23 protein-coding genes are annotated in these 23043 nt (G+C 56.4%); 14 read left to right on the top strand and 9 right to left on the bottom strand.

Translation table 11 applies throughout. From position 1 onward, the window contains the following. Positions 1–119: 119 nt before the first annotated feature. From rsgA to mscM, 3 genes are all read left to right on the top strand, one after another. On the top strand, positions 120–1169 hold the full coding sequence (gene rsgA / locus SPL01S_RS21570) for a small ribosomal subunit biogenesis GTPase RsgA (protein ID WP_004952676.1): 1050 nt from the start codon (positions 120–122) through the stop codon (positions 1167–1169). A gap of 76 nt (positions 1170–1245) precedes the next feature. Next, complete coding sequence (gene asd / locus SPL01S_RS21565) at positions 1246–2142, top strand: archaetidylserine decarboxylase (protein ID WP_006323217.1); 897 nt, start codon at positions 1246–1248, stop codon at positions 2140–2142. A 13-nt stretch (positions 2143–2155) separates the two neighbouring features. Next, complete coding sequence (mscM, locus tag SPL01S_RS21560; RefSeq protein ID WP_006323215.1) at positions 2156–5503, top strand: miniconductance mechanosensitive channel MscM; 3348 nt, start codon at positions 2156–2158, stop codon at positions 5501–5503. A gap of 191 nt (positions 5504–5694) precedes the next feature. Here the strand turns inward: mscM and epmA are convergent, their stop codons facing one another. Continuing rightward, complete coding sequence (gene epmA, locus SPL01S_RS21555; protein WP_006323202.1) at positions 5695–6672, bottom strand: elongation factor P--(R)-beta-lysine ligase; 978 nt, start codon at positions 6670–6672, stop codon at positions 5695–5697. A 385-nt stretch (positions 6673–7057) separates the two neighbouring features. Between epmA and frdA the strand changes: the two genes are divergently transcribed. The 5 genes from frdA (at position 7058) to blc (ending at position 10980) form a co-directional block, all read left to right on the top strand. Then, positions 7058–8854: a fumarate reductase (quinol) flavoprotein subunit gene (gene frdA, locus SPL01S_RS21550; protein ID WP_063202772.1), complete on the top strand. Its 1797-nt coding sequence runs from the start codon at positions 7058–7060 to the stop codon at positions 8852–8854. Next, complete coding sequence (locus tag SPL01S_RS21545; RefSeq protein ID WP_006323190.1) at positions 8847–9581, top strand: succinate dehydrogenase/fumarate reductase iron-sulfur subunit; 735 nt, start codon at positions 8847–8849, stop codon at positions 9579–9581. The genes frdA and SPL01S_RS21545 overlap by 8 nt, the downstream gene beginning before the upstream one ends. A 14-nt stretch (positions 9582–9595) precedes the next feature. Continuing rightward, positions 9596–9988, top strand: a complete 393-nt coding sequence (frdC, locus tag SPL01S_RS21540; RefSeq protein ID WP_063202770.1) for a fumarate reductase subunit FrdC — start codon at positions 9596–9598, stop codon at positions 9986–9988. Between the two features lie 12 nt (positions 9989–10000). Then, entirely contained in the window at positions 10001–10360 is a 360-nt protein-coding gene (frdD, locus tag SPL01S_RS21535; RefSeq protein WP_004952659.1) for a fumarate reductase subunit FrdD, read from the top strand. Between the two features lie 86 nt (positions 10361–10446). Continuing rightward, positions 10447–10980, top strand: coding sequence for an outer membrane lipoprotein Blc (blc, locus tag SPL01S_RS21530; RefSeq protein WP_063202768.1), 534 nt, complete (start codon positions 10447–10449; stop codon positions 10978–10980). On the opposite strand, the gene sugE is transcribed toward blc, so the two are convergent. From sugE to efp, 4 genes are all read right to left on the bottom strand, one after another. Beyond that, the gene (gene sugE, locus SPL01S_RS21525; protein ID WP_006323188.1) at positions 10974–11291 is read right to left on the bottom strand and encodes a quaternary ammonium compound efflux SMR transporter SugE; all 318 of its coding nucleotides are present in this window, start codon (positions 11289–11291) and stop codon (positions 10974–10976) included. The genes blc and sugE overlap by 7 nt on opposite strands. A gap of 204 nt (positions 11292–11495) precedes the next feature. Continuing rightward, positions 11496–11627, bottom strand: coding sequence for an entericidin A/B family lipoprotein (locus tag SPL01S_RS21520; protein WP_006323187.1), 132 nt, complete (start codon positions 11625–11627; stop codon positions 11496–11498). A gap of 121 nt (positions 11628–11748) precedes the next feature. Further along, positions 11749–11880: an entericidin A/B family lipoprotein gene (locus tag SPL01S_RS24885; protein WP_006323186.1), complete on the bottom strand. Its 132-nt coding sequence runs from the start codon at positions 11878–11880 to the stop codon at positions 11749–11751. 71 nt (positions 11881–11951) lie between these two features. Next, positions 11952–12518 (bottom strand): elongation factor P, encoded by a 567-nt coding sequence (gene efp / locus SPL01S_RS21515; RefSeq protein ID WP_004952647.1) that lies wholly within the window; start codon positions 12516–12518, stop codon positions 11952–11954. Positions 12519–12561: 43 nt separating this feature from the next. Between efp and epmB the strand changes: the two genes are divergently transcribed. Next, complete coding sequence (gene epmB / locus SPL01S_RS21510) at positions 12562–13590, top strand: EF-P beta-lysylation protein EpmB (protein WP_063202766.1); 1029 nt, start codon at positions 12562–12564, stop codon at positions 13588–13590. 79 nt (positions 13591–13669) lie between these two features. On the opposite strand, the gene SPL01S_RS21505 is transcribed toward epmB, so the two are convergent. The 4 genes from SPL01S_RS21505 to SPL01S_RS21490 all read right to left on the bottom strand — a co-directional run bounded on the left by SPL01S_RS21505 (position 13670) and on the right by SPL01S_RS21490 (position 16928). Next, positions 13670–14014: a DUF4156 domain-containing protein gene (locus SPL01S_RS21505; protein WP_006322050.1), complete on the bottom strand. Its 345-nt coding sequence runs from the start codon at positions 14012–14014 to the stop codon at positions 13670–13672. A 246-nt stretch (positions 14015–14260) separates the two neighbouring features. Further along, positions 14261–15907: a chaperonin GroEL gene (gene groL, locus SPL01S_RS21500; protein WP_004952637.1), complete on the bottom strand. Its 1647-nt coding sequence runs from the start codon at positions 15905–15907 to the stop codon at positions 14261–14263. Between the two features lie 49 nt (positions 15908–15956). Continuing rightward, positions 15957–16250 (bottom strand): co-chaperone GroES, encoded by a 294-nt coding sequence (locus SPL01S_RS21495; RefSeq protein WP_004952634.1) that lies wholly within the window; start codon positions 16248–16250, stop codon positions 15957–15959. 186 nt (positions 16251–16436) lie between these two features. Further along, positions 16437–16928: an FxsA family protein gene (locus tag SPL01S_RS21490; RefSeq protein ID WP_062869271.1), complete on the bottom strand. Its 492-nt coding sequence runs from the start codon at positions 16926–16928 to the stop codon at positions 16437–16439. Between the two features lie 346 nt (positions 16929–17274). Between SPL01S_RS21490 and aspA the strand changes: the two genes are divergently transcribed. From aspA to dicD, 5 genes are all read left to right on the top strand, one after another. After that, entirely contained in the window at positions 17275–18711 is a 1437-nt protein-coding gene (gene aspA / locus SPL01S_RS21485) for an aspartate ammonia-lyase (RefSeq protein WP_062869270.1), read from the top strand. Between the two features lie 125 nt (positions 18712–18836). Next, on the top strand, positions 18837–20138 hold the full coding sequence (locus SPL01S_RS21480) for an anaerobic C4-dicarboxylate transporter (RefSeq protein WP_004952626.1): 1302 nt from the start codon (positions 18837–18839) through the stop codon (positions 20136–20138). A gap of 126 nt (positions 20139–20264) precedes the next feature. After that, a complete protein-coding gene (gene cutA, locus SPL01S_RS21475; RefSeq protein WP_013811220.1) occupies positions 20265–20588 on the top strand; it encodes a divalent cation tolerance protein CutA in 324 nt (107 codons plus the stop codon). Continuing rightward, a complete protein-coding gene (locus tag SPL01S_RS21470; protein ID WP_063202764.1) occupies positions 20564–22270 on the top strand; it encodes a protein-disulfide reductase DsbD in 1707 nt (568 codons plus the stop codon). Before cutA ends, SPL01S_RS21470 begins: the two co-directional genes overlap by 25 nt. A 40-nt stretch (positions 22271–22310) precedes the next feature. Continuing rightward, positions 22311–22886: a division control transcriptional repressor DicD gene (dicD, locus tag SPL01S_RS21465; RefSeq protein ID WP_006323175.1), complete on the top strand. Its 576-nt coding sequence runs from the start codon at positions 22311–22313 to the stop codon at positions 22884–22886. The last annotated feature ends 157 nt before the right edge of the window (positions 22887–23043 follow it).

The following is a 23043-nucleotide window of genomic DNA, read 5'->3' as shown; positions in this document are numbered from 1 at the left end:
GTTTGCCGGCGGCGATACGCGGTGCGTAGCGGCTAACAACGGTTATTTAATATAAAATAGCGTGTATCATAGCCTTTTTGGTCGCCACGAGCGATAAAAGCCGATTCAAGTGAGGCGCAGTGACTAAGAACAAACTGTCCAAAGGTCAACAACGCCGCGTACAGGCGAACCATCAGCGTCGCCTGAAGCGCACTGATAACAAACCGGAACTGGATGATTCCCAACTGGGCGAGCCGCAAGACGGCATCGTTATCAGCCGTTTCGGCATGCACGCCGATGTTGAAGCCGCGGATGGCACCCAGCATCGCTGCAACATTCGCCGCACGTTACGTTCGCTGGTAACCGGCGATCGCGTAGTGTGGCGTCCCGGCGTGGGGGCCCATGAAGGGGTCAAGGGCATCGTCGAGGCGGTGCATGAACGTACCTCGGTGCTGAACCGCCCCGATTTCTACGACGGCGTGAAGCCGATCGCCGCCAATATCAATCAGATCGTTATCGTTTCGGCGATCCTGCCGGAGCTTTCGCTGAATATGATCGATCGCTACCTGGTGGCGTGTGAAACGCTCGAGGTCGAACCGCTGATCGTTCTGAATAAAATCGATCTGCTGGATCCGCCGGCACGCAAGGTGGTCGACGGCATGATGGCGATTTACCGCCATATCGGTTACCGGGTGCTGGAAGTCTCCAGCCAGACGCGCGAAGGCATGGAAGCGTTTGAACAGGCGTTGGCCGATCGTATCAGTATCTTCGCCGGCCAGTCCGGTGTGGGCAAATCCAGCCTGCTGAATGCCTTGCTGCCGCCAAGCGATAAGCAAATTCTGGTAAATCAGGTTTCCGATGTCTCCGGCCTGGGGCAACATACCACCACCGCCGCGCGGCTGTACCACTTCCAGCACGGCGGCGATGTGATCGACTCGCCGGGAGTCCGTGAATTTGGCCTGTGGCATCTGGATCCGGAACAAATCACCCAAGCCTATGTCGAATTCCGTGACTATTTAGGCGGTTGTAAATTCCGCGACTGCCGCCACGACACCGACCCAGGCTGCGCCATCCGCGCGGCGGTGGAAAAAGGCGATATCGCAAAAGAGCGTTTCGACAACTACCACCGCATTCTGGAAAGCATGGCGCAAGTGAAGGTTCGCAAAAACCTCACGGACGCCGCAGACTGATCGTTGCGGGCGGGCGTTGACAGTGGCGGCGCCACCGTTACAATGCGCGCCCTTTACCCTGATTCAAGAGGTTAACGTGCTGGATAGCATCAAAATTAAATTGCAGTATTGGTTGCCGAAGCTGGCGCTGACTCGTCTGGCCGGCTGGGGCGCAGACAAACAGGCCGGTTGGCTCACCCAGCTTGTCCTGAAGGGGTTCGCCCGCTACTACCGCGTGAATATGCAGGAAGCGCAACAGCCAGAGTTGTCCTCCTATGCCACCTTTAACGAATTCTTCGTTCGCCCGTTGCGTGACGGCGCACGTCCCATCATCGGCGAAGCCAATTGGTTGGCGCTGCCTGCCGACGGCGCTATCAGCCAGCTCGGCCCGATCCGCGAAGACCAGATCTTCCAGGCCAAGGGCCATCATTACAGCCTGGAAGCGCTGCTGGCCGGCAACTACATGCTGGCGGAACCCTTCCGTAACGGTCTGTTCGCCACCACTTACCTGGCACCACGTGATTATCACCGCGTCCACATGCCGTGCGCCGGCGTGCTGCGTGAAATGATTTACGTGCCGGGCGATCTGTTCTCCGTGAACCCGCTGACCGCCGCCAACGTGCCGAATCTGTTCGCGCGCAATGAACGCGTGATCTGCGTATTTGATACCGCCATTGGGCCAATGGTGCAGATCCTGGTGGGCGCCACCATTGTCGGCAGCATTGAAACCGTTTGGGCCGGCACCGTAACGCCGCCGCGAGAAGGCATCATCAAACGCTGGACCTATCCGGCAGAAGGCGCTGAAGGCGCAATCGCACTGGAAAAAGGCGCTGAAATGGGCCGCTTCAAGCTCGGTTCCACGGTCATCAACCTGTTTACCCCAGGCAGCGTGCAGTTCGCTCCACAGCTGAATAACGGTACCGTCACCCGCATGGGTGAAGCCTTCGCCGAAATCCCGGCTGCGCCAACTGCCACTGAAACACCGCAGATCTAAAGGAATTGACGCCGTGCGCCTGATTATCACGCTATTGCTCGGTTGTTTACTGTCTCAACCGGTGCTGGCCGCTGCGGTGCCCACAGAGACTCAGCTCAAACAGGAGCTGAAGCAGGCAGAGAGCAACAAAAACGCGCCTAATCAGGCGGAAACCACCGAGGCGCTGCAGAGCGCCCTCAACTGGCTGTCGGAGCGCCAGGAGTCGATGACGCGCTCCGAACAGTATCAGCGGGTGATCGATGATTTCCCGAAGATGACGCAGGAACTGCGCCGTCAACTGACGCTGGAAGACAACAAAATCCTGCCAAATGGCGACAACCTGCCCGCCAGCGATCTGGAACAACAGATCCTGCAAACCAGCAGCCTGTTGCTGGAACAGGCGCGTCTGCTGCAACAAGAACAGGAGCGCACGCGGGAGATCAGCGATTCGCTCGGCCAGTTGCCGCAGCAGCAGACCGACGCCCGCCGCTCGCTCACCGAAGTACAGCGTCGTCTGCAAGCCCAACCCGCCAACCCTACGACCCCGCATGCCCAGGCGGCTCTGGCGCTGTTGCAGGCAGAAGCCGCGGCGCGCAAAGCCAAGGTAGATGAGTTGGAATTGGCGCAACTGTCGGCCAACAACCGCCAGGAGTTGGCGCGGATGCGCGCCGAGGTATACAAAAAGCGCCACGAGAAGATCGACGTTCAGTTGCAGGCCCTGCGCAACAACCTTAACGCCCAGCGCCAGCGCGAAGCCGAACTGGCGCTCGAAAAAACCGAGCAACTGGCCGAACAAAACGGCGACCTGCCGAAAAGCATCAGCCAACAATTGCAGATCAACCGTGAACTCTCCGCTGCCCTGAACAATCAGGCGCAGCGTATGGATCTGATCTCATCGCAGCAGCGCCAGGCCGCCGCGCAAACGCTGCAGGTACGTCAGGCGCTGAGCACCATTATCGAACAAGCGCAGTGGCTCGGTTCGTCGTCGGCGTTGGGGGAAACCCTGCGCGCCCAGGTGGCGACGCTGCCGGAAATGCCAAAGCCGCAGCAGCTGGATGGCGATATGGCCCAGCTGCGTGTACAGCGCCTGCAGTTTGAAAGCCAGTTGGAGAAACTGTCGCAGCGCGAGTTTAAACGTGACGACGGCAGCGAACTGACCAGCGCGGAACGGCGTATCGTTGAGGCACAGCTGCGCACCCAGCGTGAGCTGCTGAATTCGCTGCTTTCCGGCTGCGATACCCAGATCCTCGAGCTGACCAAGCTGAAAGTGGCCAACACCCAGCTGATTGAGGCGTTGAACGAGATCAAAGACGCCACCCACCGTTATCTGTTCTGGGTTCCGGACGTCAACCCGATCACCCTGTCTTATCCGATTAACGTGGCGCACGATCTGACACGTCTGCTGTCGCTGGATACGCTGGCACAGCTGGGCGGTGCCTTCATGATGATGGTGACCAGCAAAGAAACGTTGATCCCGATTTTCGGCGCCCTGCTACTGGTGATTTTCAGCATCAGCTCACGCAAGCACTATCACGCCTTCCTGGAACGCGCCAACAGCCGGGTCGGCAAGGTAACGCAGGACGAATTCTTCCTGACAATGCGCACCGTGTTCTGGTCGATTCTGGTGGCATTACCGCTGCCGGTATTGTGGGCCGCGCTCGGTTTTGGCCTGCAGAGCGCCTGGAACTACCCCGTGGCGGAGGCGATTGGCAAGGGGGTCACCGCAACGCTGCCGATCTTGTGGATCTGCATGATCTGCGCCGCCTTCGCCCATCCGCAAGGGCTGTTTATCGTGCACTTCCGCTGGCCGGTGAAACAGGTTTCGCGCGCCATGCGGTACTACAAGATGTCGATCTGGCTGATCGTGCCGTTGATCATGGCATTGATCACCTTCGACAGCCTGAAAGAGCGCGAGTTTGCCAATACCCTGGGGCGGCTGTGCTTTATCTTGCTGTGTTTGGCGCTGGCCATCGTCACCAAGAGCCTCAAACGCGCCGGCATTCCGCTGTATCTGGACAAGAAAGGCTCCGGCGAGAACATGGTCAACACCGCGCTGTGGGGTTTGCTGCTTTCAGCGCCGCTATTGGCCGCACTGGCCTCCGCCGTCGGTTACCTGACCACCTCACAGGCGCTGCTGGCGCGGTTGGAAACTTCGGTGGCGATCTGGTTCTTCCTGCTGGTGATTTACCACATTATTCGCCGCTGGATGTTAATCCAACGGCGACGCATCGCCTTTGACCGCGCCAAACAGCGCCGTGCCGACATCCTGGCCCAGCGCGCACGCGGCGAGGAGGAAACGACGCACACGCCAAACAGCACCGAAGGATCGATGGATGTGGATGATTCGGAGATCGATCTGGATACCATCAGCGCCCAGTCGCTGCGGTTGGTACGTTCGATTCTGACGATGATCGCGCTGGTGTCGGTGATTGTGCTGTGGTCAGAGATCCACTCCGCCTTCGCCTTCCTGGAAAACATCTCCCTGTGGGACGTGACCTCGACGGTCAACGGGGTGGAAACGGCGCATCCGATCACGCTCGGCGCAGTGTTGATAGCCATACTGGTGCTGATCGTCACCATGCAACTGGTACGTAACCTGCCGGCGCTGCTGGAGCTGGCGGTGTTGCAGCATCTGGATCTGACGCCAGGCACCGGCTACGCCATCACCACCATTACCAAGTATCTGTTGTTGCTGTTCGGCGCCATCCTCAGTTTTTCCTGGATCGGTATCGAATGGTCGAAGCTGCAGTGGGTCGTGACCGCGCTCAGCGTCGGGTTGGGCTTCGGTATGCAGGAGATTTTCTCCAACTTCATCTCCGGCCTGATCATTTTGTTCGAGAAACCGATCCGCATCGGCGATACCGTGACGATCAGAAACCTGACCGGCACCGTCACCAAGATCAACACTCGCGCCACCACCATTTCGGACTGGGATCGCAAAGAGATCATCGTGCCGAACAAGGCGTTCATCACCGAGCAGTTCGTCAACTGGTCGCTGTCGGATAACCTGACCCGTGTGGTGCTGACCGTACCTGCCCCGGGCGAGGCCAACAGCGAAGAGGTGACCAAGATCCTTCTCAACGCCGCCGAACGCTGCTCGTTGGTGCTGGACAACCCGGCGCCGGAGGTTTATCTGGTCGACCTGCAACAGGGTATTCAGATCTTCGAAATGCGTATTTACGCGGCCGAGATGGGCCATCGCATGCCGTTGCGCCACGAGATCCACCAATTGATCCTGGCAGGTTACCGCGAACACGGCATTACCCTGCCGTACCCGCCGTTCCAGGTTCGCAGCGAAACGCTGTCGCGCCTGACCAGCAATGGCCGCACCCCACCGTCAACGCCGCCGCCAAATACCAAGCGCGAATCGGGCGGCTTGTAAGCGCATAATGCAAAAAGGGTTCGGCGTGCAATGCAACACCGAACCCTTTTATCACCACAATATATCCTATGGCTTTCAAGTTGCAGCTAGGCGCCCAGCTCGCTCATCCCCAGGCGCTTACTTAAGTAAGTAACTGGGGGTGAGCGAGTGCAGGTAACAGCGCTGCGGCTTGAAAGACGACGGATATACGGTTACGCGCGCCCGACCGGGAAGGCAAGCACTTCGCTCAGGCTCTCGGCACCCAGCGCCAACATGACCAGCCGATCAACCCCTAAGGCCACGCCGGAAGATTCCGGCATACCGTGCTGCAAAGCGTCCAGCAGATTGTTATCGATCGGGTGCTGCGGCAGACCGCGTTCCGCACGTTTGCGGTTATCCTGATCAAAACGCTGGCGCTGTTCGCGGCTGTCGGTCAGCTCGCGGAAGCCATTCGCCAGTTCGATCCCCTTGAAATACACCTCAAAACGCTCCGCCACGCGGTGATCTTCGGTGCTGATCTCCGCCAATGACGCCTGGCTGGCCGGGAAGTGATAAACGAACGCCGGCTTGTCACGCCCGATGTAGGGCTCCACGCCGACGGTGAACAACAATTGCAGCAGCGTATCGCGGTCTTCTTCCGTATCGGCAATGTTGCTCAGATCGAGCTTGGCCGCCGCTTCACGCAGTTGCGCTTTCTCTGCCGACAGCGGATCGATATCCAGATGGCGCAGGAAAGCCTGCTGATAGGACAAGGTTTCCGCGCTGCCGCAATCCAGCACCTGCTGGAGCAAATCATCCACCTCATTCATCAGCCGGTACATGTCGTAATGTGGACGGTACCACTCCAGCATGGTGAATTCCGGGTTGTGATGGCGACCGGCCTCTTCATTACGAAAACTGCGCCCCATCTGATAGATCGGGCCGCTACCCGCCGCCAGCAGGCGCTTCATGTGATATTCCGGGCTGGTCATCATGTACAGCGTCAGGCCATCCGCCGCACCCGGGCCGACAAAACGCGTCTGGAACGGGAACAGGTGGATATCGGTAACCGTCGCCTGGCTCATGGTTGGCGTCTCAACTTCCAATACGCCACGATCGGCGAAGAAACGCCGGATCTCAGTCAGGATCGCTGCGCGTTTCAACAAATTGGCGATGGGTGCACTTGGTTGCCAGCTTGCCGTTTCGCTCATGGTAATTACTCCGAAATCAAACAGGGGATGCAGTCTACTCGTATCCAGGCATGCAAACAAATTCTTAACAGCCGGGTGCCTTTAACGGCGGTAATTCCTCACAAACGCGTAGCCACAAGGTTAATAAAAGGTGAATAAACGTTAAATATCCCTTGCAGGCAATAATTCCTCCAACCAACAGCTAAAAGACAAAACAATCGATCACATCAAATTTCTTCTACTTAACTTTAGGTATAGTTAATTCCACATAATTGGTGGGAGATATCTATCCTCAGTCTTTATGCAATATCAATCGGTTCAATTAGTTAGTACCCGAAGCGTTTTTGTAAATATTAAGCATAGATATTTAATTCGCCGTTCTTAATAAGAATATTGGAGGAATGCAGTGCAAACCTTTAACGCCGATCTTGCCATTATTGGGGCCGGGGGTGCTGGTTTACGTGCAGCGATAGCCGCAGCGGAAGCCAACCCTCAACTGAAAATCGCCCTGATTTCCAAAGTCTACCCGATGCGCAGCCATACGGTGGCCGCCGAAGGGGGCTCCGCCGCCGTCACTCAGGATCATGATAGCTTCGATTACCACTTCCACGACACCGTTGCCGGTGGCGACTGGTTGTGCGAGCAGGACGTGGTCGATCATTTCGTCCACAACTGCCCACGTGAAATGGCGCAGCTTGAACAGTGGGGCTGCCCGTGGAGCCGTAAACCGGACGGTTCGGTCAACGTACGCCGTTTTGGCGGCATGAAGATTGAACGCACCTGGTTCGCCGCCGACAAGACCGGCTTCCATATGCTGCACACCCTGTTCCAGACCTCGCTCAAATACCCGCAAATCCAGCGTTTCGACGAACACTTCGTGCTGGACATTCTGGTGGATGATGGCCAGGTCCGTGGCCTGGTGGCGATGAACATGATGGAAGGCACCCGCGTGCAGATCCGCGCCAATGCGGTGATCATGGCTACCGGCGGCGCCGGGCGCGTATACCGCTACAACACCAACGGCGGCATCGTCACCGGTGATGGCATGGGCATGGCGTTCCACCACGGCATTCCGCTGCGCGATATGGAGTTCGTGCAGTATCACCCGACCGGCCTGCCGGGCTCCGGCATCCTGATGACCGAAGGTTGCCGTGGCGAAGGCGGCATTCTGGTGAACAAGGACGGCTATCGTTACCTGCAAGATTACGGCATGGGCCCGGAAACACCGCTGGGCGAACCGAAAAACAAATATATGGAGCTCGGTCCACGCGACAAGGTTTCTCAGGCCTTCTGGCACGAATGGCGCGCCGGCCGCACCATCGCCACCCCGCGCGGCGACGTGGTCTATCTGGATCTGCGCCACCTGGGGGAAAAGAAACTGCTGGAACGTCTGCCGTTCATCTGTGAACTGGCGAAAGCCTACGTCGGCGTCGATCCGGTAAAAGAACCGATCCCGGTACGCCCGACCGCGCACTACACCATGGGCGGCATTGAAACCGATCAGAACTGCGAAACCCGCATTAAAGGGCTGTTCGCCGTCGGCGAATGCTCTTCCGTCGGTCTGCACGGCGCCAACCGCCTCGGCTCTAACTCGCTGGCGGAACTGGTGGTGTTCGGCCGCGTAGCCGGCGAGAACGCCGCCCGCCGCGCGCTGGAAAGCAACCCGGCCAATGGGAGCGCACTGGATGCTCAGGGCCGTGATGTCGAAGCCCGGTTGAGCAACCTGATGAAGCAGGAAGGCAACGAAAACTGGTCAAAAATCCGCGATGAAATGGGCCTGTCGATGGAAGAAGGTTGCGGCATCTACCGTACGCCGGAGTTGATGCAAAAGACCATCGATAAACTGGCAGAACTGAAAGAGCGCTTCAAGCGCGTCAAAATCGCCGACAGATCCAGCGTGTTCAATACCGACCTGCTGTACACCATCGAATTGGGCTACGGGCTGGACGTGGCGGAATGCATGGCGCACTCCGCCTTCAACCGTAAAGAATCGCGCGGCGCGCACCAGCGCCTGGACGAAGGCTGTACCGAACGCGACGACGTGAACTTCCTGAAGCATACGCTGGCGTTCCATAACCCGAATGGTGCGCCGCGACTGGAATACAGCGACGTGAAGATCACCAAATTGCCACCGGCCAAACGTGTGTACGGCGCTGAAGCCGACGCGCAGGATAAAAAGGACAAGGAGCAGGCAAATGGCTGAGATGAACACCCTGAAAATCGAGGTCATGCGCTATAACCCGGAACGCGACGCCGAGCCGCATTTCGAGACCTTTGCAGTGCCTTATGACGAGCAAACCTCGCTGCTCGATGCGCTGGGCTACATCAAGGATAACCTGGCGCCCGACCTTTCCTACCGCTGGTCATGCCGCATGGCGATCTGCGGCTCGTGCGGCATGATGGTTAACCGGGTGCCGAAACTGGCCTGTAAAACCTTCCTGCGCGAATACACCGGCGGCATGAAGGTGGAAGCGCTGGGCAACTTCCCGATCGAGCGCGATTTGGTGGTCGATATGACCCACTTTATCGAAAGCCTGGAGGCGATTAAGCCCTATATCATCGGCAACAACCGCAAGCCGGAAGATGGCCCTAACGTGCAAACCCCGGCGCAAATGGCCAAATATCACCAGTTTTCCGGCTGCATCAACTGCGGTCTATGCTATGCCGCCTGCCCGCAGTTCGGTCTGAACCCGGAATTTATCGGCCCGGCGGCGATCACCCTGGCGCACCGCTATAACCTGGATAACCGCGATCATGGCAAGAAGCAGCGCATGGCGCAACTCAACGGCCAGAACGGCGTCTGGAGCTGTACCTTTGTCGGTTACTGCTCTGAAGTGTGTCCAAAGCACGTCGACCCGGCCGCTGCCATCCAGCAGGGCAAGGTGGAAAGCGCCAAAGACTTCATGATCGCCATGCTGAAGCCGCAATAAGGGAGAGAACCGCAATGACAACACAACGTAAGCCTTATGTGCGCACCATGACGCCGACCTGGTGGCAAAAGCTCGGTTTCTACCGCTTCTATATGCTGCGTGAAAGCACCTCGGTGCCGGCGGTGTGGTTCAGCATCGTACTGATTTACGGCATTTTTTCGCTGAAAGGCGGTGTGGATAGCTGGGCCGGCTTCGTCGGTTTTCTGCAAAACCCGCTGGTGCTGCTGATTAACGTTATCGCCCTGCTGGCGGCGCTGCTGCATACCAAAACCTGGTTCGATCTGGCGCCGAAAGCCGCCAATATCGTGGTCAACAACGAGAAAATGGGACCAGGGCCGATAGTGAAAGCACTGTGGGCGGTGACGCTGGTCGCCAGCGCGATCATTTTGGCCGTAGCCTTGGTGTAACCCGGAGGAAATATGATAAATCAAACACCTAAACGCTCCGACGAACCGGTTTTCTGGGGGTTATTCGGTGCAGGCGGCATGTGGGGAGCCATTGTCGCACCCGCCATCGTGCTGCTGGTCGGCATTTTGCTGCCGCTGGGCCTGTTCCCCGGCGACGCGCTGGGCTATGACCGTGTACTGGCGTTTTGCCAAAGCCTGATCGGCCGCCTGTTCTTGCTGCTGATGATTATCCTGCCGCTGTGGTGCGGTTTGCACCGAATCCACCATGCGATGCACGATTTGAAAATTCACGTGCCGGCCGGTAAATGGGTGTTCTACGGCCTGGCGGCCATTCTCAGCGTGGTGACGCTGATTGGGGTAGTCACTCTGTAAGCCCCTTGGCGGCCGGCCCACGTTGGCCGCCAACCTTCTCTTTCGGCTACACTGTTTATCTGACCCCGGTAATACAGGAGTAACCAATGCGTTTATGGTCAAAGCTTTGCGTGATTTTTTCCGCCCTTCTTTCCGTCGCTTGCAGCGTCACACCCCCCAAAGACGTCAGGGTAGTGACCCCTTTCGATAGCAAAAGCTATCTGGGCACCTGGTATGAAATCGCCCGTCTCGATCACCGCTTTGAGCGTGGCCTGCAACAGGTTACCGCCAACTACAGTCCACGGGCTGACGGTGGCCTGAAGGTGATCAACCGCGGCTTTAATGTGCAAAAACAGCAATGGCAAGAAAGCGAAGGCAAAGCCTATTTTATAGGCTCGCCGCAGGTGGCCGCTCTGAAGGTTTCGTTCTTCGGCCCCTTTTATGGCGGCTATAACGTGATTGAACTGGATGCGGAATATCGCTACGCGCTGGTCTGCGGCCCTAACCGAGATTATTTATGGATCCTGTCGCGCACGCCAACATTGGACGCCACCACGCGCGACAGGCTGGTGCAAACCGCCAGGAGTTACGGGTTTGCTACCGATAAACTAATCTGGGTGCAACAAGCCACGACTCAGTGACTGCTGAACTTCAGCCCGAGGATGCCGACGACAATCAGGCACAGGCTGAGAATACGCGCGATATTGGTCGATTCGCCGAGCAGCACCATCCCCATAATTGCCGCCCCTACCGCGCCGATACCGGTCCAAACCGCATAAGCCGTGCCGGCAGGCAGCGTTTTCATGGCATGCGCCAACAGCAGCATGCTGACCACCATGGCGGCGACAGTGATAATGCTGGGTGTCAGGCGGGTAAAGCCGTGGGTATATTTCAGGCCGATAGCCCACACCACCTCGAGCAAACCGGCAATAAGCAGAATAATCCAAGCCATGAACAGGCTCCGTTACGATGGGGTCGTCCCCGGAAGCTGATGCGTAAACAGGTCGTCCCGTTTAGCCTTGTGAAAATGCCCGGGAATTATACCCGCGCCTGGGAAGGATAGCAGCACAAAGGTGGCGTTTGCCAAGGTCGGAGGTGAAGCGGTATCCCACAGTGGGAGGGTTACGTGGAATACCACAAGAGGCAAAAAGGCAGGTTATTCTGCACTGCGCTGGATGGCTTCCCCGCCGGCCTGCACGTCTTTACCTACGCCTTTGGTGGTGTTGCATGCGGTCAATGAGGTCAGGATCATCAAAGAGAAAATCGCGATAATACTTTTCTTCAGCATATGAAAGTCCTTATTTGTCAGTGACGAAAAAGTACGGCTTTCTAAGCTTAGTAAATATTAACGAGAGTTGCTGTTTAAAACGCGTTTATTTTGCACAATTACATTACTGAAATTAATGATTTTAGCTGGCCGTCCGTGAAATAGCGCCGCCGAGGTGCTGAACATCCTCACCGAAACCACGGAAAGTATTACAACCGCTAAGGGAGACAAGTAACAACAGGGAGATCACGGCCAACAGAGTTTTCTTCATCATGCAGAGTCTGCCAACGATATGCGGAAAGGGATAAAGCAAAGGAGCCACTCAGGGCTCCTTTGTTTGGAAACTTATTTTACGCGTGAAACGTATTCGCCAGAGCGAGTATCAACACGGACAACTTCGCCAATCTGTACGAACAATGGCACTTTTACCACGGCGCCAGTGCTCAGGGTCGCAGGCTTGCCGCCGGTACCGGCAGTATCGCCTTTCAGGCCAGGATCGGTATCCGTGATTTCTGCTTCGATAAAGTTCGGTGGCTGAACGGCGATTGGGCGGCCGTCCCACAGCGTAACGATACATTCCGCGTTATCTTGCAGCCATTTTGCCGCGTCAGAAACGGTTTTTTCTTCAACCCCGTGTTGCTCGAAAGTCTCAGGGTGCATGAAGTGGTAGAACTCACCGTCGTTGTACAGGTAGTTCATGTTGGTATCTACAACGTCTGCGCCTTCGCAAGAGTCGGTAGATTTAAAGGTTTTTTCTACGCGGCTGCCGGTCAGCAGACGGCGCATTTTAACGCGCGCAAACGCCTGGCCTTTGCCCGGTTTAACGAACTCGCTGGATTCGATGGCATAAGGCTCGCCTTCGAACATGATTTTAAGACCCGGACGGAAATCGTTGCTAGAATAAGTCGCCATGATGGCCCCTCTGAATATTTAAACTGGTAGCTTAGCCAAAAAAATGGCACACATTATAACCCAAAATACGGCATATAGAGAAGATTGGTTGCATCAACTCGCCGATGTTATTACCGATCCTGATGAATTACTGCAGCTTTTATCACTGAATACGCATCCGGACCTGCCGCAGGGCCGCGAGGCCCGTCGATTGTTCGCACTGCGCGTCCCTCGCGCCTTCGCGGCACGCATGCGCCCCGGCGATGCCAATGACCCGCTGCTGCGCCAGGTCCTGACCGTTAGCGAAGAATTCATCAATGCGCCCGGCTTCACTACCGATCCGCTGGACGAACAGCGCAGCGTGGTGCCAGGCCTGTTGCATAAATACCGTAACCGCGCTCTGCTGCTGGTCAAGGGTGGCTGTGCGGTCAACTGCCGCTACTGTTTCCGCCGCCATTTTCCGTATCAGGACAACCAAGGCAACAAGGCCAACTGGCGTCAGGCGCTGGATTATATCCGCCAACACCCGGAACTGGATGAGATTATTTTCTCCGGCGGCGATCCGCTGATGGCGAAAGATCATGAACTCGACTGGCTAATCGGCGAGTTGGAAGCCATTGCGCACCTGAAACGCCTGCGTATCCATACCCGTCTGCCGGTAGTGATCCCCGCACGCATTACGCCGGAGCTGTGCCGTCGGCTGTCCGCTTCGCGCCTGCAGGTGCTGATGGTTACGCACATCAACCACGCCAATGAAATTGACCGCGAGCTGCAGGCCAGCATGGCGCAACTACGTCTGGCAGGTGTCACGCTGCTAAATCAAAGCGTGCTGCTGCGCGGTATCAATGACAACGCCGACACGCTGGCGACACTGAGCAACGCGCTGTTTGATGCCGGCATTCTGCCCTATTACATCCACGTACTGGATAAGGTGCAGGGCGCGGCACACTTTATGGTCAGCGACGACGAAGCGCGCGCGATCATGCAGGCGCTGCTGAGCAAAGTTTCCGGCTACATGGTGCCGCGTCTGACGCGTGAAGTCGGCGGCAAGCCAAGCAAAACCCCCCTCGATCTGCATCTGATGCAAAGCTGATCGACTGCCCGTTCCAGATACAAAAAGAGGCATGCCTGGGCATGCCTCTTTTTTGTGTTATACCCTGCTCGTTACTGCGTTAGGGGCACTTGTAAACCTGGCCAATCATTTTGCTGTCCAGCGGGGCAAAGCTTGAAAGCAGGTTCTGCGTCGGGCTGGTTGCGCCATAGATGACATTGCCACCCATTGCCGCTGCCTTGTTACGCAGGTCGTTTGCCGCACCGCGCATAGAGCTGCCTTCGCCGCCGTTACCGGACAACCAGTTGCTCTGGGTGCCGGTCACTTCGCCCACCAGCTGGCATTCAGCCGCCGGTTTGGTGTCGGTAAATTTGACCTGCTGGCCTGCGGCGGACAGTTCGTTGGTGCTGCTGCAACCTGCCAGCAGCATAGCTGCCGAAAGACCCAGTAAGGCTTTAATCCGCATCTTGTTCCCCATATGATATTGAGAATTCTGCACAAGCTTATCAGAAAGCGTTGCTATCTCTTAAGCATCCGTTGCCACGGGTACCGGGTCAACGCCTTGAGCGACAGCTGATGAAATATCAGTTTACCAGCTAAATCACTCCGGGCTGCAAAAATATCATCAAATACAGTGCGGCAAAGAGCACAGAATAAAAAAACCCCGGCCAATTGACCGGGGTTCTCAGCACACAGACAGTGTGGGGGATGATTACATCATGCCGCCCATGCCACCCATGCCGCCCATACCGCCAGCGCCGCCTAAATCAGGCGCATCGCTTTTCGGCAGGTCGGTCACCATGCACTCGGTGGTGATCATCAGGCCAGCCACAGAAGCCGCGTACTGCAGAGCAGAACGGGTTACTTTGGTTGGATCCAGGATACCCATCGCGATCATGTCGCCGTATTCTTCAGTTGCTGCGTTGTAACCGTAGTTACCTTCGCCCGCTTTCACGGTGTTGGCAACAACAGATGGCTCTTCGCCGCAGTTCAGAACGATCTGACGCAGTGGTGATTCCATTGCGCGCAGCGCAACTTTGATACCCACGTTCTGATCTTCGTTCACGCCACGCAGATCGCTCAGTTTGGACGCAGCGCGAATCAGCGCAACACCACCACCAGCAACTACGCCTTCTTCTACCGCTGCACGGGTTGCGTGCAGAGCATCTTCAACGCGAGCTTTCTTCTCTTTCATTTCAACTTCGGTAGCAGCACCGACTTTGATTACCGCAACGCCGCCAGCCAGTTTAGCTACGCGCTCTTGCAGTTTTTCACGGTCGTAATCAGAAGTTGCTTCTTCGATCTGCTGACGAATCTGGGACACGCGGCCCTGGATCGCAGGTTCTTCACCATTGCCATCGATGATGATAGTGGTGTCTTTGTTGATAACGATGCGTTTAGCCGTACCCAGGTCTTCCAGAGTCGCTTTTTCCAGCTCCAGACCAATCTCTTCAGAGATAACGGTACCGCCAGTCAGGGTAGCGATATCCTGCAGCATGGCTTTACGACGGTCGCCGAAACCAGGTGCTTTAACCGCAGCCACTTTCACGATGCCGCGCATGGTGTTGACCACCAGGGTAGCCAGCGCTTCGCCTTCAACATCTTCAGCGATGATCAGCAGCGGTTTGCCGGCTTTCGCCACGGCTTCCAGTACCGGCAGCATTTCACGGATGTTGGAGATTTTTTTGTCAGCCAGCAGGATGAACGGGCTTTCCAGTTCGATAGAGCCGGTTTCTGGTTTGTTGATGAAGTACGGGGACAGGTAACCGCGGTCGAACTGCATACCTTCAACAACGTCCAGCTCGTCTTGCAGGCCAGTGCCTTCTTCAACGGTGATGACGCCTTCTTTGCCCACTTTCTCCATGGCTTCTGCAATCAGTTTACCCACGGTTTCGTCGGAGTTTGCAGAGATGGTGCCTACCTGAGCGATAGCTTTGGAGTCAGAGCAAGGTACGGACAGTTTTTTAAGCTCTTCAACAGCGGCGATAACCGCTTTGTCGATACCGCGCTTCAGATCCATCGGGTTCATGCCGGCAGCTACTGCTTTCAGGCCTTCGGTGATGATGGATTGAGCCAGTACGGTTGCAGTGGTGGTGCCGTCGCCCGCAGCGTCGTTCGCTTTAGAGGCCACTTCTTTCACCATCTGCGCACCCATGTTTTCAAACTTGTCTTCCAGTTCGATTTCACGGGCAACGGATACGCCATCTTTAGTGATGGTAGGAGCGCCGAAGGATTTATCCAGCACTACGTTACGGCCTTTCGGGCCCAGGGTCACTTTTACTGCATCAGCGAGAACATTCACGCCGCGGAGCATTTTCACGCGAGCGTCATTGCCGAATTTTACGTCTTTAGCTGCCATTGGTATTTCCCTTCAACTCGTTTCGTTCAGTTCAGAAGATAAAGCGTAATTACGCTTCAACAATTGCCAGAATGTCGCTTTCGGACATGATCAACACTTCTTCATTGTCGATCTTCTCTGCTTTCACGCCGTAGCCGTCGTTGAAAATCACGATATCGCCAACTTTCACATCCAGCGGTTGGATGTTGCCGCTTTCCAGAACACGCCCTTTACCCACTGCCACAACTTCACCACGAGTAGATTTACCCGCTGCAGAGCCAGTCAGAACGATGCCGCCAGCAGATTTTGATTCAACTTCTTTGCGCTTGACGATAACGCGGTCATGCAATGGACGAATACTCATTGAACGCTCTCCTGTAAGAAGGTTTCTATCAGATTTAGGGTTGTCACCGGATTGTTGTTACCGGCCTCGTGGGATTTGAAATGGGGGCATTCCATCCCCCTTCAAGGGGCCAGTCAAAAAAATTTTCGCTTTTGACGGCAATCCAGAGGAGCAAAATGTGAAAAACGCGGCCGAGGCCGCGTTTTTTCAACGATCGTTGCGCTTGTCATGATCGTCCGGCTGATGATCCAACGTATAACGATCGTCGTCCTTACGTTGAAACTCGCCATCGAAGGTGTTGCCGTTGGCGGCATCGCCGCCCTGGCTCCAGCCGCCGGGACGGTAGACCGAAAGATGCGGCATCAATTTCAGCGTCAGCGATTTTTGCACCGGCGGCAGCAGCAACAGCAGGCCAAGGAAATCGGTGAAGAATCCCGGCACCAACAGCAGGAAGCCCGCCAGTACCAGTGAAACGCTTTTCACCATTTCCGCAGCCGGGCTTTCTCCGGCGGCCAGTTTCTGTTGCATTTGCACGAAGGTTTTCATGCCCTGGTTGCGCACCAACGAGATGCCGACGCAGGAAGTGAATACCACCAGCAACAGGGTTATCGCCACGCCCAATACGGCGGCGACTTTGATAAATAGAGATATTTCGATGTAAGCCAACAGAAATATCAGCAGTAACGGTAACCAGCGCACCTGGTTCTCCTATAAGTAACGGCACGTTCCCGCACGGTGGCGGCAAGGTGAAAAGGGGGGCCGGTAAACGGCCGACACCATTACAATGGGGTCATCCCGCCGTCATTTCAACCAACGGCCTTTTTTATTGCTAAAGTTAACAAACGTGAATGAGATCACAGAACAGGAAAAGCGTGATTCCAGAAGGCTCAGAAGGTGATCTGGATTCAGTCATTTATTACTAACCAGCATATGATCTGGGCTGCAACGGGCGCTATGGTTAATCGTTTCATGCCTGAAGCCTTCGGCAACATAATTTGATTCCCTGACTATTAATTAATTCGGCAGCAATATAAAGAAGGTTCTCATGTCAAACAACATTCGTATCGAAGAAGACCTGTTAGGAACACGTGAAGTCCCCGCAGAAGCCTATTACGGTGTTCATACCCTGCGTGCGATTGAAAACTTCTATATCAGTAACAGCAAAATCAGCGATGTGCCCGAGTTTGTCCGTGGCATGGTAATGGTAAAAAAAGCCGCAGCGATGGCGAATAAAGAACTGAAAACCATTCCGCGTAAAATCGCTGATGTCATCATTCAAGCCTGTGACGAAGTGCTGGATAAAGGCAAATGCATGGACCAGTTCCCGGTCGATGTGTTCCAGGGCGGCGCAGGTACCTCGCTGAACATGAACACCAACGAAGTGCTGGCGAATATCGGTCTGGAACTGATGGGCCATCAGAAAGGCGAATATCAGTATCTGAACCCTAACGATCACCTTAATAAATGCCAATCCACCAACGACGCCTACCCCACCGGTTTCCGCATTGCGGTTTACGCCTCCAACCAGAAACTGATCGACGCCATTAACCAGTTGCGTGAAGGCTTTGATCGCAAGGCGAAAGAGTTCGAAACCATTCTGAAAATGGGCCGCACGCAGTTGCAGGATGCCGTGCCTATGACTCTGGGTCAGGAATTCCACGCGTTCAGCGTGCTGCTGAAAGAAGAAACCCGCAACCTGCATCGCACGGCAGAACTGCTGCTGGAAGTGAACCTGGGGGCCACGGCGATTGGCACTGCGCTGAACACGCCGGAAGGCTACCCACAGTTGGCGGTGCAAAAGCTGGCGGAAGTCAGCAACCTGCCGGTGGTACCGGCCGAAGACCTGATCGAAGCCACCTCCGACTGCGGCGCCTACGTGATGGTACACAGCGCGTTGAAACGTCTGGCGGTGAAACTGTCCAAGATCTGTAACGACCTGCGCCTGCTGTCCTCTGGCCCGCGCGCCGGCCTGAACGAAATCAACCTGCCGGAACTGCAGGCGGGCTCCTCCATCATGCCGGCCAAGGTGAACCCGGTGATACCTGAAGTGGTCAATCAAGTGTGTTTCAAGGTGATTGGCAACGACACTTGCGTTACCATGGCCGCCGAAGCGGGCCAGCTGCAGTTGAACGTGATGGAGCCGGTGATTGGCCAGGCGATGTTTGAGTCAATCCACATCCTGACCAACGCCTGCTATAACCTGCTGGAAAAATGCATTAACGGCATTACCGCGAATAAAGAAGTCTGCGAACACTACGTGTTCAATTCTATCGGTATCGTCACCTATCTGAACCCGTTCATTGGCCACCACAACGGTGACATCGTCGGGAAGATCTGTGCCGAAACCGGCAAAAGCGTACGTGAAGTGGTACTGGAACGCGGCCTGCTGACCGAAGCCGAGCTGGATGACATCTTCTCCGTGGAGAACCTGATGCACCCGGCCTATAAAGCCAAACGCTATACGGATGAAAATGAACAATAACAGATACACCCGGTAGCCCTAAAAGGCACGCTAAATCCTCTGGATAGCGTGCCTTTTTACTTTCTGTCGCCCACAAATTTTTAACTTTTCATTTTCAAATAATCTTATTTTAAGGAGTAGACACTATGTTAGCCGTAGAATTGGTTATCGTTCTGCTGGCCATTTTTTTAGGGGCCAGATTGGGCGGTATCGGTATCGGATTTGCAGGCGGGTTGGGGGTTTTGGTCCTGGCGTTGATTGGCGTTAAGCCGGGCAGCATCCCTTTCGACGTGATTTCCATCATCATGGCGGTGATTGCCGCGATCTCGGCCATGCAGGTGGCCGGCGGTATGGATTATCTGGTGCAGCAAACGGAAAAACTGCTGCGCAAGAACCCTAAACACATCACGATTCTGGCGCCGATCGTCACCTATTTCCTGACTATCTTCGCCGGTACCGGCAATATCTCCCTCTCCGCCCTGCCGGTCATCGCCGAAGTGGCGAAAGAACAGGGCATCAAGCCTTGCCGACCGCTGTCTACCGCCGTAGTAGCTGCGCAAATCGCCATCACCGCCTCGCCGATTTCCGCCGCCGTAGTGTATATGTCTTCGGTGATGGAAGGTCATGGCGTCAGCTATCTGCATATGCTGATGGTGGTGATGCCGTCCACCTTCTGCGCCGTGCTGTTGATGTCGCTGCTGGTGTCCTGGCTGTTTGACTCCAAACTGTCTGACGACCCGGTTTACCTGAAACGCCTGGAAGAAGGCCTGATTACCCTGCGCGGCAACAAGGCGATAGACATCAAACCGCGCGCCAAAGCCTCGGTACTGCTGTTCCTGCTGGGTGTGGTCTGCGTGGTAGCCTACGCCATCATCAACAGCCCGGGCCTTGGGTTGGTGGCAAAACCTTTGATGAACACCACCAATGCCATTTTGATCATCATGCTGAGCGTCGCCACGCTGACCACTCTGCTGTGCCGCGTCGACACCGATATGGTGCTCAACTCCAGTACCTTCAAAGCCGGCATGAGCGCCTGTATCTGTATCCTGGGCGTGGCCTGGTTGGGCGATACCTTCGTGCAGGCCAACATCGACTGGATCAAAGAGACCGCAGGCGCTGTGATTCAATCCCATCCGTGGCTGCTGGCGGTGATTTTCTTCTTCTGTTCTGCGCTGCTGTACTCGCAGGCTGCCACCGCCAAGGCGCTGATGCCGATGGCGCTGGCGCTGAACGTCTCGCCGCTGACCGCCATCGCGTCCTTCGCCGCCGTTTCCGGCCTGTTCATTCTGCCAACCTACCCGACACTGGTCGCGGCGGTGCAGATGGACGATACCGGCACCACGCGCATCGGGCGTTTCGTGTTTAACCACCCGTTCTTTATCCCCGGCACCATCGGGGTAGTATTGGCGGTGCTGTTCGGTTTCCTGCTGGGCAGCGTGATGCTGTAATCTTTTGACCGGGGCTGCGGCCCCGGTTCTCCCCCGAACCTCGCCTCACTGGCGATAAACTCGCCTTCTAGCCAACTCGCCTTCAGGGTATAGTGCCTACTGATAATCTGGATGAGAGGGCTGAAGATGTCTGATTGCGAAGCTGTCGTCATACTCTGTACCGCGCCCGATGAGGCTACCGCGCAAGACCTGGCGGCCCGGATTTTGGGGGAAAAGCTGGCAGCCTGCGCCACGTTGCTGCCCGGCGCGACATCGCTCTATTACTGGGAAGGGAAACTGGAACAGGAGTACGAAGTGCAGATGCTGTTCAAAAGCGATCGCCGCCATCAAGATGCCCTGCTCAGCACCCTGAAACAACATCACCCGTATCAAACGCCCGAGCTGTTGGTGCTGCCGGTGATGGCTGGAGATAAAGACTACCTGTTATGGATCAACGCCTCATTAAATTAATCTTCCTGATCTGCAGCCTGTTTTTTTTGCCGCAGGCGGCTCAGGCATCGCTGTTCGGTCAAAGCGGCGGCAGCCAGTTCGTGCCCGTCGATCAGGCATTCGCCTTTGATTTTAAGCAGCAAGATCGCCAGTTGGCCCTGAGCTGGCAAATCCGTCCCGGTTACTACCTGTATCGTCAGCAAATCAAACTGGTACCGCAGCAGGCAGCGCTAGGCACCGTTGAGCTGCCCGAAGGGCTGAGCCACAAGGACGAGTTCTTCGGTGAAGTCGCTATTTTCAAGCAACAGCTCGCTCTGAACATTCCCCTGCAACAGGCGTCCAAAGGGGCCAGCCTGAGCGTGACCTATCAGGGCTGTGCGGAAGCCGGCTTCTGTTACCCGCCTGAAACGCGTGTGATCCCACTGGATGCGGTGAGTGCCGCCACAACCCCGCCCGCTGACGCGCCAACGGAACCCGCGCCAGCCAACCTGCCGTTTTCGCCACTTTGGGCCCTGTTGATTGGCATTGGCATTGCCTTCACCCCTTGCGTGCTGCCGATGTACCCATTGATTTCCGGCATCATTCTGGGCCGCGAAAAGCCACACAGCAGCGGACGCATTCTGGCGCTGGCGGTGGTTTACGTACAGGGCATGGCGCTAACCTATACCCTGCTTGGTCTGGTGGTCGCGGCCGCCGGGTTGCAGTTCCAGGCGGCGTTGCAGCACCCGTACGTGCTGATCGGCCTGTCGGTGCTGTTTATCGCGCTGGCGCTGTCGATGTTTGGCCTGTATTCGCTGCAGTTGCCCTCTTCGCTGCAAACGCGGCTGGCAGGCTGGAGCAACACCCAAAAGGGCGGCTCGCTGCCTGGGGTGTTCCTGATGGGTGCACTGGCCGGATTAATTTGTTCGCCCTGCACCACCGCGCCGCTCAGCGCCATTCTGCTTTACATCGCCCAGAGCGGCAATATGTGGGCCGGCGGCGGCACGCTGTACTTGTACGCGCTAGGGATGGGTATTCCGCTGGTGTTCGTCACCCTGTTCGGCAATCGTCTTCTGCCGCGCAGCGGGCCGTGGATGCAGTATGTAAAAGAAGCCTTCGGCTTTGTGATCCTGGCGCTGCCGGTCTTCTTGTTGGAGCGGGTAATCGGCGATGCCTGGGGACTGCGGTTATGGAGCCTGCTCGGGGTGGCATTCTTCGGTTGGGCATTCGCGCTGAGCCTGAAAACCTCGCGCGGCTGGGCGCGTGCATTGCAGTTGCTATTGCTGGCAGCGGCGGTGATCGCCGCAAGGCCGCTGCAAGACTGGGCCTTCGGCACCAATGACGCCCAGCAGAGGGTACCGGCGCACCTGAACTTCGCGCGGATTAATAACGTAGAACAACTCAACCTGGCGCTGCAGCAGGCACAGGGGAAACCGGTGATGCTGGATCTGTACGCCGACTGGTGCGTCGCTTGCAAGGAGTTCGAAAAATATACTTTCAGCGATGCGGCAGTTCAGGCTAAGCTGGCCGATGCCGTACTGCTGCAGGCGGATGTGACCGCCAACAACGCCGAACAGGCGGCGCTGCTCAAGCACCTGAAGGTCCTTGGGCTGCCGACCATTCTGTTCTTTAACGGCGCGGGCCAGGAAGTGCCGGCCGCACGCGTCACCGGATTTATGAATGCGCCTGCGTTCAGCGCGCATTTGCAGAAAACAGTGCGGTAAACGACACTGTGGATCAGAACCGAATTTGGAGGGAGCACAAGTGCAACGCGAACACGTCCTTGATACGGCACTGGGGCTGTTGGAACAACAGGGCCTGGCGACCACCACATTGGAAATGCTGGCAAACAAACTCGACGTGCAGCCGGGCGACCTTAAACGCTTCTGGCCGGATCGCGAGGCGCTGCTGTACGACAGCCTGCGCTACCACGGCCAGCAAATTGACACCTGGCGCCGCCAACTGCTGTTGGACGAAACCCTGAGCCCGCAGCAAAAGCTGCTGGCGCGCTATGACGTTCTGGCGGAGTACGTCCGGCACGATCGTTATCCCGGCTGCCTGTTTATTGCTGCCTGCAGCTTCTTCCCGGAGGTGGATCACCCGATACACCAATTGGCGGAGCAGCAAAAGCTGACGTCGCTGGAGCTGACCCGCGACCTGCTGCGCCAAATGGACGCCGACGACGCCGATATGGTGGCGCAGCAGATGGAGCTGATTCAGGAAGGCTGCCTGAGCAAACTGCTGGTAAAACGCCAGCTCCAGGATGTATCCGTCGCCAAACGGCTGGCAGAAGATATCTTGCAGGTAGCGCAGTGCCGCAGAAACGGTGCTTTAGGCTGATTGAACGGCGAAAGGCTGGGCTGACGAGGCACTTTCGCAACCAAAATGGGCGTACTTTTGCGCGCCTTGCCTGAAAAGTCAGCAACCGAATGCTTTTTCAGGTATTTCACGCATAAAGCCGTTGACGGCCCCCGCCCAATACGGTTTAATGCTGCGC

This window comes from Serratia plymuthica NBRC 102599 (genome assembly GCF_001590925.1).
GTDB classification, from domain to species: Bacteria; Pseudomonadota; Gammaproteobacteria; order Enterobacterales; family Enterobacteriaceae; genus Serratia; species Serratia plymuthica.
Note: the sequence above shows the minus strand (reverse complement) of the source record. Positions and strands in the feature narration are given on the sequence as shown.

Coding starts and splice junctions, on each gene's coding strand:
- epmA (WP_006323202.1), bottom strand. CDS start 6,672: ATGAGCGAAACGGCAAGCTGGCAACCAAGTGCACCCATCGCCAATTTG.
- SPL01S_RS21545 (WP_006323190.1), top strand. CDS start 8,847: ATGGCTGAGATGAACACCCTGAAAATCGAGGTCATGCGCTATAACCCG.
- frdC (WP_063202770.1), top strand. CDS start 9,596: ATGACAACACAACGTAAGCCTTATGTGCGCACCATGACGCCGACCTGG.
- frdD (WP_004952659.1), top strand. CDS start 10,001: ATGATAAATCAAACACCTAAACGCTCCGACGAACCGGTTTTCTGGGGG.
- blc (WP_063202768.1), top strand. CDS start 10,447: ATGCGTTTATGGTCAAAGCTTTGCGTGATTTTTTCCGCCCTTCTTTCC.
- sugE (WP_006323188.1), bottom strand. CDS start 11,291: ATGGCTTGGATTATTCTGCTTATTGCCGGTTTGCTCGAGGTGGTGTGG.
- SPL01S_RS21520 (WP_006323187.1), bottom strand. CDS start 11,627: ATGCTGAAGAAAAGTATTATCGCGATTTTCTCTTTGATGATCCTGACC.
- SPL01S_RS24885 (WP_006323186.1), bottom strand. CDS start 11,880: ATGATGAAGAAAACTCTGTTGGCCGTGATCTCCCTGTTGTTACTTGTC.
- efp (WP_004952647.1), bottom strand. CDS start 12,518: ATGGCGACTTATTCTAGCAACGATTTCCGTCCGGGTCTTAAAATCATG.
- epmB (WP_063202766.1), top strand. CDS start 12,562: ATGGCACACATTATAACCCAAAATACGGCATATAGAGAAGATTGGTTG.
- SPL01S_RS21505 (WP_006322050.1), bottom strand. CDS start 14,014: ATGCGGATTAAAGCCTTACTGGGTCTTTCGGCAGCTATGCTGCTGGCA.
- groL (WP_004952637.1), bottom strand. CDS start 15,907: ATGGCAGCTAAAGACGTAAAATTCGGCAATGACGCTCGCGTGAAAATG.
- SPL01S_RS21495 (WP_004952634.1), bottom strand. CDS start 16,250: ATGAGTATTCGTCCATTGCATGACCGCGTTATCGTCAAGCGCAAAGAA.
- aspA (WP_062869270.1), top strand. CDS start 17,275: ATGTCAAACAACATTCGTATCGAAGAAGACCTGTTAGGAACACGTGAA.
- SPL01S_RS21480 (WP_004952626.1), top strand. CDS start 18,837: ATGTTAGCCGTAGAATTGGTTATCGTTCTGCTGGCCATTTTTTTAGGG.
- cutA (WP_013811220.1), top strand. CDS start 20,265: ATGTCTGATTGCGAAGCTGTCGTCATACTCTGTACCGCGCCCGATGAG.
- SPL01S_RS21470 (WP_063202764.1), top strand. CDS start 20,564: ATGGATCAACGCCTCATTAAATTAATCTTCCTGATCTGCAGCCTGTTT.